The following is a 13,914-nucleotide window of genomic DNA, read 5'->3' as shown; positions in this document are numbered from 1 at the left end:
CACTCGCCTACACCTTGCCCGCTTACGGCCTCACTCTGCCTTACGCGCCGGACGATTTCACCCAGGTAAACAAGGCACTCAACCGCGAACTGGTCGCCATCGCGCTCGCCGCGTTGGACTTCCAGCCGGGTGAGCGGGTGCTGGATTTCTTCTGCGGTCTCGGCAATTTCAGCCTGCCGCTGGCGCACAGCGGCGCGGAAGTGCTGGGGCTGGAAGGCGTGGAGGAAATGGTTGCGCGTGCGAATGCCAACGCCGCCGCACAGGGGCTTGCCGACCGCTGCCAGTTCCGTCGCGCCGACCTCTTTGCCGTCACGCCAAAACAACTGCAAGGGTGGGGCAGGGCAGGGCGCTGGTTGCTGGACCCGCCGCGTGCCGGGGCGCAGGCGCTATGCGCAGCGCTGGACACGAAACACGCACCGGCGCGCATCGTTTACGTTTCCTGCAATCCCGGCACCCTCGCCCGCGACGCCGCCATCCTCACCCAAAAAGGCTACCGCATGGAAAGTGGCCGGCTGCTGCATATGTTCGCGCAGACGGCGCACGTGGAAAGTCTCGCGGTGTTTGTGCGCGACTAGTTCGCCGCGTCATGGCCAGCCCGGATGTTGTTCCGCTGCTTGCAACGCTTCTGCCGCTTCCATCCACGCCGCCTCCGCCGCATCGAGCGCTTTTTGCGTCTCGCTTTGGGCGGCGAGGGTCTCTTTGAGCCGCTCTTTGTTCTCCGCTTCGTACAGGGCGGGGTCGGCAAGGGCGGCTTTGTGTTGCTCCAGCGCCGCTTCCAGTTTGGCGATGGTTTTTTCTTGTGCTTCTACCACCTGTTTCAGCGGGCGCAGGCGTTGCCGCTGTTCGGCTTCGCGCCGTTTTTGTTCCTGGCGGCTGTCGCCACTGTTGGCGGGGGATGCGGCGCTGTTGTTCGCCGCCTGGCGGCTGGCGCTCAGGTAGCGGTGGTAGTCTTCGAGGTCGCCGTCAAACGGCTGCAGTTTGCCGTCGGCGACAAGGCGGAATTCGTCGCAGGCGACGCGCAGCAGGCTGCGGTCGTGCGAGATGATGAGCATCGCCCCGTCGTAGTTTTGCAGCGCCAGCGTCAGCGCGTCGCGCATGGCAAGATCGAGGTGGTTGGTGGGTTCGTCCAGCAGCAAGAGGTTCGGGCGCTGGGCGATGATGAGCGCCAGCGCCAGGCGGGCTTTTTCGCCGCCGGAGTATTGGCCGACCGGGGCGCTCGCTTTGTCGCCGTGGAAGCCGTAGCCGCCGAGGCGGTTGCGGTGCTGTTGTTCGCTTTCTTGCGGCAGGATGCGTTGCAGATGCCAGAGGGCGTCGTGTTCGCCGCGCAGGGCATCGAGCTGGTGCTGGGTAAAGTAGCCGATGCGCGTGTTTTTGTGCGCTTCGATGCTGCCGGAGAGCGGCGCCAGTTCGCCCGCCAGCGCTTTCATCAGGGTACTTTTGCCCGCGCCGTTGCGGCCAAGGATGCCGATGCGCGCGTCGGCGGCGATGCGCAGGGTGATTTCCTGCAGGATGGTTTTGTCGCCGTAGCCGAGGCGGGCTTTTTGCGCGATGAGTGCCGGGTTGGGGTGGTTTTCGGCGGGCTGGAAGGCGAGCTGGTAATCGGCTTCGGGCGGCGGTGGCGGCGCGGCGTCGAGTTTTTCCAGCGCTTTCAGGCGGCTTTGTGCCTGGCGCGCTTTGGTCGCCTTGGCGCGGAAGCGGTCGATGTAGCTTTGCAGGTGGGCGCGCTGCCGCGCCTGTTTTTGGTATTGGGCGTCGGCTTGCAGGCGCTGTTCGTAGTTTTGCCGTTCGTAATCGCTGTAGTTGCCCGTGTAGCTTTGCAGTTGGCGGTTTTCGATGTGGAGAATGCGGGTGCAGAGGGCGTCGAGGAATTCGCGGTCGTGGGCGATGATGATTTGTGTCGCCGGGTGGGTTTTGAGGTAGTCCTGCAACCAGATGATGGCGTCCAGGTCGAGGTGGTTGGTCGGCTCGTCCAAAAGCAGCAGCTCCGCCGGGGCGATGAGGGCGCGGGCGAGGTTGAGCCGCATCCGCCAGCCGCCAGAGTAGCTGGCAACGGCGCGGTGTTGCTCGTCCGGCGGGAAGCCGAGGCCGTCCAAGAGTTCGGCGGCGCGGGCTGGCTGGGCGTAGCCGTCGCAGGCGGCGAACTGGTCGTGCGCCCGCGCAATGGCGTGGCCGTCGCTGCTTTGTTCGGCCTGGGCAATCGCGGCGAGTGCCGCCTGATAGGGCGCGTGTCCGGCGAGGACGTAGTCCAGCGCGCTGTCGGGCAGCGACGGGGTTTCCTGGGCGACGCTGGCGATGCGCCAGTCCGGCGGCAGGCGGTAGTCGCCGCTGTCGGCGTCGATTTCGTGGCGCAAGAGCGCGAGCAGGGTCGATTTGCCGCTGCCGTTGCGCCCGGTGAGGCCGACGCGCTGACCGGGGTGGATACGGGCGTCGGCGTTTTCGATGAGGTTCACGCCGTTGCGCGAGAGGGTGATGTGCTGGAGTTCGAGCATGGGAGACGGTTTGGAAAAAGAAAAGGATTGAATGCGCGGGCATTCAATCCTGTATAGAGTCAAGTATTGATGTTATGAATTATGGCACAAACGGAGCACGTTTTTTGGCACCAAAAGAGCCAATGAATTCCTTGACATCCGGATTGGAGGTGTTTTTTCCGTAAATACCTCCCATTTCGGTTGCTTCATCACCATAGAAACTGCCTGAGGTAACAACCTGATTATCAGAAGAACCACTAAAACGGTTGCCGATGATATCGGCAGAGAGGCGAACAGGATCGGTTCTGCCGGGCAAGTTAATTTCACCGGTCAGTTTTTTTGCGGATGAGAAATCGACTTTCATCAAGGCCGTTCCTTTCAGGAATTCTTTACGCGCGACGTCATAATGGACGGCAGTACCACCGTAGTCAAAGGTGCCGGTAGTTGGCATATTGGTGGTCAAGGCGTTTGCACGGGTGTCACGGGTAAATGCACGGGCATTGCCATTAGCCTTGTCAACAATAACACCAAAAATCAGGTTGCCAAATTGGTTACCAATCATTTTCCGGTAAGCGCCATCATTATTTTCATAATAGTCTCCTGAACCTGGCGGAACATTGGGAGGTAGTAGTGTTATGATTTTTCCGTTAAATTCTATTTCATTATAAGATGGCGATCTGTTGTTATTGCCGCCATTGTTGTTTCCTCCGTTATTATTGCCGCCATTATTGTTGCCGCCGTTGTTGTTTCCCCCGTTGTTATTGCCGCCCTGGGGATTGCCATTGCTGTCGCTAATGCCGTGGCTGCCGTCGGTATCGGTGGGGTCAATCCAGTGCTGGTATTGCAGGCCGGGGGACGGGCCGCGCAGCGGTTTTTCGCCGTTCGGGTCGGAGGGGTTGTTGCTGTTGTTGTCATCGCTGCCACCGCAGGCGGTGAGCAGGCCACCCAAGATGGCCAGCGCCAGTAAATTCCTGTTTTTCATTGTGAACTCCGTGTGTTCGTTGGTTTGCTGTATTCAGGATGTACCGTTCATTACGGAACGGTACACATTCTAGCATCGCCTGCTTTTGTTGGGGATTTTTTCATCCGGCGTGAGGTTTCAGTCTTTTTCCAGTTCGTAGATGAGGTCGATGGCGCGGTCTTGTGCCTGTGCGCTCGCTTCGATGTTGAGGTGGTCGGTGAACTGGTAGCGGGCGATGAATTCGGTGACGCCGGTGAAGAAGTTGCTTTTCAGGCCGACGTACATGTCTTTGCCGAGGTATTTGCCTGCTTTGAGGCCGCTGACGCCGAGGTCGAAGACGTCCAGCCCGGTTTCTTTGCCGATGTTGCCGCCGGGGAGGATGCCGCCCAGCGACAGACTGGCGGCGGTTTGTAGCAGCGCTTCGTTGTCCATCGTCCCGTCCGGCGCGCGGCCAAAGAGGAGGTAGGAGAGGATGGCGGAGTCGGGCATTTTCGGCGTCGAGGTGAGTTTGAGTTGCAGCCGCTCCACGCTGCCGGTGACGGCGGCACCGACTTTGATGTTTTTGCGGTCGATGTCGCGCAGCGCGAGGATGTCGATGGTCGGATTGGTGATGCTGCCGCCGCCAAAGGTCGCCTTGCCACGTTTGATGTCCAGCTCCTGGCCGTAGAGTTCGTACACGCCGCTCGCCACTTCGATGGCGCCACGCGCGGCCAGCGGGCGGTTTGGCCGCTCGATGATGGTGATGCCGCCTTTGAGGCGGATGTTGACGTCTTTGTTTTTGAAATAGACTTTGTCGCCGAGGAGGATTTCGATGTTGGCGTTAAGCGGTACCGGCGGTTCGACCGCCGCCAGCGGCTTTTTTTGGGTTTCTTCGTTGACGATGACGACGTCGTCGGAGATTTCTACGCCGCCGCTCATGTCGGGGACGGAGATGTTGGCTTTCGGCACGGTGATTTTGCCCTGGACGTTGATGCCGCTCGCCGGGTCGATGGTGATGCGGAAGTCGGGCGAGATGCTGACCATCATGGTTTTGGCGTCCGCTATCAGCATGTTTTTCCCGGCAAGGCGCAGGTCAAGCTGGGTCGGGGCGAGGTGGAGGACGCCGCTGGCGTCGAGGTTGCCGTCCGGGGTGCCGATGGCGCCGTTGATGTCGATTTGGCCGCTGCGGTGCGCCGAGAGGCGGAGGCGGATGTTTTTCAGTTCGGTCGCGTATTGCGGGATTTTGATGAGGCCGCCGTCCAGTTGCAGATCGCCGCTGGCGATGGGGGCTTTGGCGGTGCCGCCGATTTGCAGGGTGCCGTTGACGCGGCCACGCATTTCGCTCGCTTTGGGGACGAAGTTGCGGTATTTGCCGATGTCGGGGATGTTGATGTTGATTTCGCCCGCGAGTGCCTGTTTTTGGTAGTCGGTGATGAGGGCGCGGCCATTGATGGTGCCGCTGTCGCCGAGGTCGATGGCGAGGGTGTTTTCGGCCTGGCGGTCGGTGAAGCGGCTGCGCAGTTGTGCGGTTTTCAGGGCGAGGTTGAGCGGCGGCTGGCCTTTGAGCTGGATGTTGAGGCTGCCGGGGGTGAGGTGCAGTTCGCTGTTGCCGCGCAGTTGGCCGCCCGCGGCGCGGGTGATTTTGCCTTCGCCTTGCAGGGTGGTGTTGAGGCGGATGTTGGCGGGGATGAGTTTGCCGAAGCTCTTAGGGTCAAGGGTGGTGATGCGGTAGTCGAGTTCGGTTTGTTGGTCGTGTTTGAGGTTGAGGCAGAGGCCGCTGTATTGGTCGGCGAGGCAGAAGTCGCGCAGGGTGATTTGTTTGGGTGCGATGTGCAGCGTGCTGCGTTGGCGCAGCCGCCACTGCATTTGGTAGCCGCTGGCTTCCAGGCTGGTGATGTCGCCTTTCCAGGTGTCTATGGCGCTGAAGCCGCCGCTGGCAGCGAGTTGCAGGTTGGCGTCGCCGCCCGTGGTGCGCAGGCTGAGGCTGTGGCGGTCGTAGTTGCCGTCGCTGCTGAGGGTGATGTTTTTCCAGTTTTGTCCCGCGCTTTGTACGCCTTGCAGTTCGATATGGTTGGTAAAGCGTCCGCCTTTTTTCAGGCTGGTGGCGAGGCTCGCTTGCAGGCTGGCGATTTTGTGGTCGGCGTAGGCGAGGTTTTTGCCCGTGAGTTGTCCCTGGATTTCCGGCGCTTGCAGGCTGCCGCTGATTTTGCCTTTGCCCGTCAGGCTGCCTTTGAGCGGCGGGTAGTAGGCGGCGAGGTTTTTGCTGTCGAGGTCGTAGTCCAGCGCGAGGATTTTGTCGTCGAGTTTGCCGCTGGCGATGAGGCGGTCGTTGCCCGCCTTGAGTTCGAGCGCCTTGATGTTGAGTTTGTTGCCGTCAAGGATGATGTTGCCGTGACCGCTGAGCGGCTGTTTTTGCCAGCGGCCTTTGAGGTTGGCGATGTCGGCGCTGAGTTGGACGTTGCCGTTTTTTACGCTGCCCGCGCTGGCAAGCTGGGCGCTGAGTTCGGCGTCGAGCGCTTTCAGCAGTTCCCATTGGTTGGGGTGGAGGTTTTTGGCATCTATTTTGGCGTTCCAGCTGACGTGCGGTAGCCAGCCGCTTTCGCCGGTGGCGTGCAGGCTGCCTTGCAGGCTGTGGATGTCGAGGCTGATGTCGCGGATGTTGTGCAGCGGGTCGAGGGTGCCGCCGCCTTTGAGGGTAAGCGCCGGGAAGTGTTTGCCGCGCGCGTCGCCTTCGAGGGTGACGGCGAGGCGGTCGGGTTTGCCTTTGCCGCTGGCGTTGCCTTGTTTGGAGGCGACGATGGGGTTTTTCGGGTCGCCGACGCGCAGGTTTTTCCAGCGGAGGGTGCCGTCCAGTTGTGGCTGGAGCAGGTTGCCGCTGATGTGGATGTCGCTGTTGATGTCGCCGCCAATGATGGGCAGCAGGCGGTCAAGCGCCGGGGCGGCGATGTGCAGGTCGAGCGCGGCGCTGGCGGCGTCGGCGTTGCCGTTGGCGCGGACGCTGTTGCCCGCCAGTTGCAGTTGCAGGTCGTGGAGGTTCAGTTTGCCCGCGCCGTAGTCAAGGCTGCCCTGGCCGCTGACGGGTTGTTTTTGCCAGTGGCCGCTGAGGCGGTCGATGGTGAGGTGCGCCTGGCCGTCGCCGCCGTGGGTCTGGATGTGGCCGTCCAGTTGCAGGTCGAGGTCGGGGCGCCAGTTTTTGCCGTTGATGTTGGCGATGTCGAGGGTGCCGCGCCATTGGGGCGCGCCGTTGAAATCGGCGTCGCCGTGGAAGCGGGCGCTGCCGCCGAGGGTGGCGAGGGTGAGGTCGAGGTTGGTGAGTTTGCCGTCGCTGTAGTCGCTGTTGAGGGTGAGTTGCGCGGGCGGCAGCTCTTTGCCGGCAAAGGCGGCTTGCAGTTCGCCGTGCAGCGCGCTGAGGCCGCCTTTGAGGCTGAGGTTGCCGCGCCCGCTTTGGTATTCGTGCTGGTTGTAGTCGAGGTTTTGCCAGGCGAGGCTGGCGTTGAGTTGTTGCAGGTCGGGGCTGAGGTCGCCGTCAAACTGGATGTCGCCGCTGATGGCGCCTTTGAGGGTGAGGCGCAGTTGTGGTTTGAGCAGGCTTTGTTGCCAGCGCAGTTGCAGGTTTTGTGCGGGCGGGAGCAGCGGGGTGTCGGCGTCAAGGGCAAGGGTCAGCGGGTAGTCGCCACGGGTTTCGGCGCTGCCGTCGAGGCTCGCTTTGCCTTTGTCGCTGTCGAGGGTGCCTTGCAGGGTGAGGCGGCTGTCGCGGTAGTCGGCGTCGAGCGCGGCGTGGTGGATGTGGATGAGCGGTTGGCCGTTTTGTTGCAGGGCGATGTTGTCGAGGGTGATGTTGTGCAGCGCGAGGGCGACGGGCAGGTCGATGGTCGGCAGTGCGCCGGGCGGGGTGCTGTCGCGCGGCGGTTCGGCGCTGTCGCTCGCGGGCGGCAGGGTGATTTGCGCGTCTTTGAGCTGGAGCGCGTCGAGGTTGATGTCGCCGGAGAGCAGGTCGCGCGCGCGCAGGTTGAGGCGGAGTTCGGCGGCGCGGATGTCAAGCCCCGCGCCGTGGAGGTGCAGGTTGTGCCAGCGCTGTTCGCCGAGGAGGCGGCCTTCGAGCGTGTCGTATTCGAGGGTGTAGGGGGTGAGGTGGTTAATCAGGCCGGGCAGGCGGCGGTAGCCGTTGTCGCTGCCCAGCAGCCAGTAGAGTGTGCCGCCCGCGATGAGGGCGAGGATGAGGGTGGCGAGGAACAGCCATTTGAGGGTTTTGTACAGGCCGCGCGCCAGTCGCGCGGGCTTCACAGGTCAAGCTCCGCGCCGATGCTGATGTGCAGGCGGACTTTGTCGCCGTATTTTTTGTCAAAACCGTGCGCGACGTCGAGTTTGATCGGGCCGACCGGCGATTGCCAGTGTACGCCCGCGCCCGCGCCCACTTTGATTTTCGGGTCGTGGATGTAGGCGTCGCCCGCGTCAACGAAGGCGGCCGCCGCCCATTCGGGCTTGAAGTAGTATTCGTATTCGAGGCTGCCGACGGCAAGGTAGCGGCCGCCGATGTTGTTGCCGCCCGCGTCGCGGGTGCCGATGTTTTCAAAGGTGTAGCCCCGGATGGTGCGGTCGCCGCCAGCGAAGTAGCGCATACTCGGCGGGATGCGGTCGAAGTCGTTGGTCCAGGTGCCGCCGAGGGCGGCGCGGCTGACGAGGCGGCTTTTTTCGCCCAGGGTTTGCAGGTAGCGCGCGTCAAGGTTGGTTTGCAGGACGTTGACGTCGGAGAGCAGCGCTTTGCTCGCTCCCAGCACGCCGAAGCGGAATTGGTAGCCGTCTTTGGGGTTGAGGCGGTTTTTGGTGGAGGTGTAGGTCCATTGTGCCTGCGGGTAGAGGAGCAGGGTTTTGCCGTCGGTGAGGCCGATGGTGAATTTTTCCCAGGCGGTGACGAGGCCGTAGCGGTGCTCCCAGTCGCCGGTGCGGTAGTTGTAGCCGCCTTCGCCGAAGATGCGGCGGCTGTCGTAGGTGTCGCGCTTGATGTGGCCGCCGAGGCGGAGGTAGTAGTAGTCGCTCGCCGGGTTCGCCGCCGGGATGCGGTAGAGGGTGTCGAGGCTGCTCGCTTTGGTGGAGGCGTAGAGTTTGCTGCTGAACTGGTGGCCCCGGTCGTTGACCCAGCGGCGGTCAAATTCAAATTTGCCGCGCACGCCGCTGTCGGTGGAGTAGCCGACGCCGAGGACGTAGTGTTTGTTTTCGTCCATCGTCAGTTGGCCTTTGATGGGCACGGTTTTGCGCTCGCGGTCGGGTTCGTCGCCAAGCAGCGCTTCAGCGAAGTAGCCGCTGCCTTGTAAATCCTGTTGCAGGGTGGCGACGTCGGAGGAGAGGTAGGGTTGACCGGGTTTGAACTGGACGAAGCGTTGCAAGAGGTCGGGCGAGAGCGGCACGTCGTTGAATTCGACGTTTTCAAAGCTGTAGCGCGTGCCGCTGTCGTAGATGAGCGCGACGTCGGCGGTGTTGGTGTCGGGGTTGACCTGGACACTGTGCTCGCGGAAGGCGCCGTCAAAGTAGCCGCGCGCGCTCGCCAGCGCAGTAAAGCGCGCCTTGTAGGTTTCGTAGGTGTTGTGGTCGAGGGTGCTGCCGGATTTGAGCGGGTTGTCGGCGAGCAGTTCGCGGAATTTTTCGTCGCGTTCGGCTTCGCCCGTCACCTGGATGTTCACCTGGCCGAGGCGGGTCGGTTCGTTTTGGTGCACGGTGTAGATGACGCTGAGGCCGTCGGCGGCGTCTTCGAGGCGCACGTCCACCTGGGTATGGTAGTAGCCGAAGGGCTGTTGCGAGCGCCGGATTTCTTCGCGCCCGTTTTCGATGAGGTACTGGACGTAGTCGGGCTGGTCGATTTTTTCGCCCGCGACTTTTTCCAGCGAGAGATAGACTTTGGCGTTGTCGCGCTGGGTGCTGTTCTGGATGCCACGGATGTCGATGTTACGGATGGTTTTGCCTTCAAGGCGCGCAGCGCTGACCGCCTGCGCCGGGGCGGGTTTGAGCGCAGGTTTTGCTGCGGGTTTGGCGACGGTAGCGGCTTTGGGCGCCGCTTTGGCGGGGGCAGCGGGGGCGCGTTTGACCGCCGCTGCGGCCGGTTTGGCAGCGGTGTTTTTTTTGTCTGCGCCGGTGGCGGGCAGGTGCAAGCTGAGCAGGGCGAGGCAGAGTGCGGTTAGCAGCGGTTTGTGGTGCATGGTGTCATCCCGGTTGGAGTTGTCGCCAGCGCAGGCCGAGCGCGAGCAGGACAGCGAGGTAGCTCATGCCGCCGACGCCGACCAGTAACAGCAGGTCGCGCAGGCGCATGAAGGCGGTTTTGCCGAGCCAGTCGGCCACGTCGCCTTGCAGGTAGAGGAGGATGGATGCGAGCGCGGCATTGGCAAGCAGCACGCGCAGGAAGAACCAGAGCGAGGCGGTTTTCAGGCGGATGCCGTCGCGGCGGAGGAAGTAGAGAAGCAGGCTCATGTTGGCGAGCGCGGCGATGCTGCTGGCGGCGGCGAGGCCGACGTGGGCGAGGTAATGGCTCAGGACGAGGGCGCAGGCGATGTTGAGCAGCATCGCGCTGATGCCCGCCTTGACCGGGGTTTTGCTGTCGTGGCGGGCGTAGAAAGCGGGGGCGAGGACTTTCACCATGATGTGAAAGAGTGCGCCGATGCCGTAGGCGCGCAGGCTAAGGGTGGTCATGGCGACGTAGTGCGCGTCAAAGCGGCCACCGTAGAGGAGTCCGGCGATGATGGACGGCGCGAGGACAATCAGGCCGACGGCGGCAGCGCTACCGACAAGGAATCCCCAGCGCAGCGCCCAGTCCAGCGTGCGCACAAACTGGCCATCGTCGGCGGCGGCGCGCAGTGCGCTCAGGCGCGGCAGGATGACGGTTCCGAGGGCGACGCCAATCAGGCCGACCGGCAGCTCAACCAGGCGGTCGGAGTAATAGAGCCAGGAGATGCTGCCCGTGACCAGCCACGAGGCGAGGTAGGTGTTAATCAGCACGGTCAGTTGGCCGACGGAGGAGCCGAACAGTGTCGGTAGCATCAGTTTGAGGATGCGGCGCACGCCGCTGTGTTTCCAGCCCCAGCGCGGGCGCAGCAGCATCCCGCATTGATAGAGAAACGGCAGTTGCAGCGCCAGTTGCGCCACGCCGCCCAGAAACACCGCCCAGGCCAGCTCCATGCCATACAGTCCTGCAGCAGGCGCGCCGTGGTAATGCCGCCAGAGGGCGGCGGCAATCAGGGTGATATTGAGCAGCACCGGGGTCAGCGCCGGAATGCCGAACTGGCCGAAGGTGTTGAGCACGCCGCCTGCCATCGCCGTCAGCGAAATCAGCAGGATGTAGGGAAACATGATGCGCAGCATATCGCTGGCGAGGAGGAACTGCTCCGGGCGCTCACCGAGGCCGCTCGCCACCAGGGTGATAATTGCGCCGGAAAACAGCACGCCAACAGCGGTAATCGCCAGCAAAATGCCGAGCAGGGTGCCGCTGGTATGGCGCAACAAATCCTTCAGCTGCTCCGGGTGTTCGGTGCGGGTGGCGGAAAAGACGGGGACGAAAGCGTTGGCAAAACTGCCTTCGGCGAAAAAGCGGCGCAGCGTGTTGGGAATGCGCAGCGCGGCGTAAAAGGCATCGGTGACGGCGACGTCAAAATAGCGCGCGACCAGCATATCGCGCAGCAGGCCGAGGACGCGCGAGAGTAGCGTCATCGCGGCGAACACGGCAGACGAACGACCGAGCGAGGCCATCAGCACCAGCCCAAACGCGCACACAACGCGCCAATCAAATCGGCACGGTTCATACTGTAAAAATGCAGCGATGGCACGCCTTCGGCAATCAGCCGCTCACAAATACCGGCGACCACATCGGCGCCATAATCGCAGAGCGCGGGCAAATCATCTTGCAACGCTTCCAACCGCTTGCGCAGCCAGCGCGGGATTTCCGCACCGCAGGCGTCCGAAAACCGGCTCAACTGGGTGAAATTGCTGATGGGCATAATGCCCGGCACAATCGGAATATCAATACCGAGCGCCAGCGCATCATCGCGGAAACGCAAAAACGCCTCAACATTAAAAAAATACTGGGTGACAGCATCGGTCGCGCCCGCCTGCACCTTCTCGTGAAAAGCACGCAAATCCTCGGCGGGCGTATGCGCGCGCGGATGCACTTCAGGATAGGCAGCGACAAAAATCCGCGCCTTCTCGCCCCACAACTCGCGCACATAAGCGACCAAATGTTTGGCAGTCGAAAAACCCGCATTCTCAAAAGCGCCGGAAGGCATATCACCGCGCAATGCCATCAGCCGGTAAATGCCCAACTGCTGATACTCATCGAGCAGCGCGCGAACCTCCGCCTCGGTGGAAGCGACACAAGTCAAATGCGGCATCACCGGCGGGCCATTCTCCGCGACCAGCCGCGCCACCAGATTCATCGTGCGGTCGCGCGTACTGCCGCCCGCGCCGTAAGTCACCGAATAATACTCGCACTGCAAATACGAAAGCTCACGGCGCACCGCCGCCAACTTTTCCGCGCCCTCCGGCGTCGCCGTCGGAAAAAACTCGCAACTGAGCGGAACCCTGCCAACAGACACAAAACACTCCTTAAGAATTAACGCTTGAACTTGGCCGGTTTGATATAAAGAATCAAATTATCCTTGACCTTATAATCGCGCCCGTTCACATCACTAAAACGATAAAAACCCTTGGCATCCTTTTTCGGAGAACTCGTGGCATAAAGCACATCGCCCGCCATCATCTTCACCTCATAAAGACGCTGCTCGCTGCGAAACAGGGAACAACCCTGCAACAGGAGCGGAAACAACACAAAAAACAACAATCTGTTCATGAAACAAAGCCTGACCGGAAAAGAAAATTACGGCGGCGCAGTATAGCAGAGCGGCTCCGCCGCGTGTAGCGCGGGCGCGACGCGCCGGAAAATGAAAAAATGGTATAATCCGCACACCAAAAACCTTAAAAAACAGAGAGACTACATGGCAGAAAACCACACCACCGCGACCGCTTTCAGCAGCCTGCCCATCCATGCGGCCATACAAGAAGCGCTGGAAGACAACCGCCTCACCCACACCACGCCGATACAAGAAAAGACCCTGCCGCTGACCTTAAGCGGCCACGACGTAATGGGACTGGCGCAGACCGGAACCGGCAAAACCGCTGCCTTCCTCATCTCCCTCTACCACTACCTGCTCACCAACCCCGTCCACCCCAAAGCCAAAGGGCCGTGGGCAATCGTGCTAGCGCCGACGCGCGAACTCGCCGTACAAATCAAAAAAGACGCCGACCAAATCGGCGCCTACACCGGATTGAACAGCCTTGCCATCTACGGCGGCGTCAGCATGGAACACCAGCGCAACCTGCTCGAAAACGCGCCGATAGACATCATCATCGGCACGCCGGGGCGCATCATTGACCTCTACAAACAAAAAGTCATCCGCCTGAAAAACATCGAAGTATGCGTACTGGACGAAGCCGACCGGATGTTTGACCTCGGCTTCATCGACGACGTGCGCTACCTCCTGCGGCAAATGCCGCCCGCGCACGAACGCCTGAACCTCCTCTTCTCCGCGACGATGGCACAAAAAGTGCAGGAGCTCGCCTACGAATACTTCAACGCGCCGGAAACCGTCAGCATCGAAAGCGAACACGCCACTGCCGACAACATCACCCAAATCCTCTACCACACCGCGCGCCACGAAAAAACGCCGCTGCTTATCGGCCTTTTGAACCGCGACAAACCGGCGCGCAGCATGATCTTCCTCAACACCAAGCGCGACCTTGAGCGCCTCTCCATCGTGCTGGAAGCGAACGGCTACCCCAACGCCGCCCTCTCCGGTGACATCCCGCAGAAAAAACGCGAAAAAATCATCAAGGACTTCCAGAGCGGCGCGGTAAACATCGTCGTTGCGACCGACGTCGCCGCGCGCGGCCTGCACATCCCGGACATCACCCACGTCTTCAACTACGACCTGCCGCAAGTCGCCGAAGACTACGTGCACCGCATCGGCCGTACCGCCCGCGCGGGCGCCTCCGGCACCGCCATCAGCTTCGCCTGCGAAGAATACGTGTACTCGCTGCCGGAAATCGAACACTACATCCACAACAAACTGCCGGTGACACCGCTGGACGAAGAGCTGCTCGCCGACGTCATCCCGCCGAGCGACGAGGCGCTGCAAGCGCTCAACGAACAAAAAACCGAGCGCCTCGCCCGCAACGGCAACCGCCAGCTGCGCGGCAACAAACCGGAAAGCCACCGCCGCCGAACCCCGCGCCACAAAGGCGGCAACTACGAACCCAACGGCAACCAGTAAGCCGTTACCCAAAAAGAAAAACCGCGCCGAAGCGCGGTTTTTTATAGCAATCCTCACAAAGCCCGGTCAGGCGGGCGTCTTGTTCAGAAGGCTGTGAGTATCGTTATAGCCATCCACCCTAAATAATATACCCAATAAAAGCCTGCTCCACCGCCTGTAGCAAATCCATTCCCCTGTCCAGCCATTGCCCAACCTTGCA

9 protein-coding genes are annotated in these 13,914 nt (G+C 61.7%); 2 read left to right on the top strand and 7 right to left on the bottom strand.

Annotation, left to right across the window (positions count from 1 at the left end; all coding sequences use genetic code 11):
- Positions 1 to 575 (top strand): methyltransferase domain-containing protein (locus tag Q0349_RS00210; protein ID WP_298078701.1); only part of this gene is annotated, 575 nt, incomplete at its 5' end.
- A 9-nt stretch (positions 576 to 584) separates the two neighbouring features.
- On the opposite strand, the gene Q0349_RS00205 is transcribed toward Q0349_RS00210, so the two are convergent.
- The 7 genes from Q0349_RS00205 to Q0349_RS00175 form a co-directional block, all read right to left on the bottom strand.
- Positions 585 to 2,489, bottom strand: a complete 1,905-nt coding sequence (locus Q0349_RS00205; RefSeq protein ID WP_298078699.1) for an ATP-binding cassette domain-containing protein — start codon at positions 2,487 to 2,489, stop codon at positions 585 to 587.
- A gap of 79 nt (positions 2,490 to 2,568) precedes the next feature.
- Positions 2,569 to 3,450, bottom strand: coding sequence for a transferrin-binding protein-like solute binding protein (locus tag Q0349_RS00200; RefSeq protein WP_298078697.1), 882 nt, complete (start codon positions 3,448 to 3,450; stop codon positions 2,569 to 2,571).
- Between the two features lie 117 nt (positions 3,451 to 3,567).
- Positions 3,568 to 7,692, bottom strand: coding sequence for a translocation/assembly module TamB domain-containing protein (locus Q0349_RS00195; protein WP_298078696.1), 4,125 nt, complete (start codon positions 7,690 to 7,692; stop codon positions 3,568 to 3,570).
- Entirely contained in the window at positions 7,689 to 9,599 is a 1,911-nt protein-coding gene (locus Q0349_RS00190; protein WP_298078694.1) for an autotransporter assembly complex family protein, read from the bottom strand. Before Q0349_RS00190 ends, Q0349_RS00195 begins: the two co-directional genes overlap by 4 nt.
- Before the next feature lie 4 nt (positions 9,600 to 9,603).
- Entirely contained in the window at positions 9,604 to 11,163 is a 1,560-nt protein-coding gene (gene murJ / locus Q0349_RS00185) for a murein biosynthesis integral membrane protein MurJ (protein WP_298078692.1), read from the bottom strand.
- On the bottom strand, positions 11,139 to 11,981 hold the full coding sequence (gene metF / locus Q0349_RS00180; RefSeq protein ID WP_298078691.1) for a methylenetetrahydrofolate reductase [NAD(P)H]: 843 nt from the start codon (positions 11,979 to 11,981) through the stop codon (positions 11,139 to 11,141). The genes murJ and metF overlap by 25 nt, the downstream gene beginning before the upstream one ends.
- Positions 11,982 to 11,998: 17 nt before the next feature.
- Entirely contained in the window at positions 11,999 to 12,235 is a 237-nt protein-coding gene (locus Q0349_RS00175; protein ID WP_298078690.1) for a hypothetical protein, read from the bottom strand.
- Between the two features lie 145 nt (positions 12,236 to 12,380).
- On the opposite strand from Q0349_RS00175, the gene Q0349_RS00170 reads away from it, so the two are divergent.
- Positions 12,381 to 13,715 carry a DEAD/DEAH box helicase gene (locus tag Q0349_RS00170; protein WP_298078688.1) on the top strand — a complete coding sequence of 445 codons (1,335 nt, stop codon included), beginning with the start codon at positions 12,381 to 12,383 and terminating at the stop codon, positions 13,713 to 13,715.
- Positions 13,716 to 13,914 lie beyond the last annotated feature (199 nt).

This window comes from uncultured Cardiobacterium sp., from assembly GCF_938028185.1.
Classification (GTDB): Bacteria; Pseudomonadota; Gammaproteobacteria; order Cardiobacteriales; family Cardiobacteriaceae; genus Cardiobacterium.
This window is presented reverse-complemented; position numbering and strand designations above follow the sequence as displayed.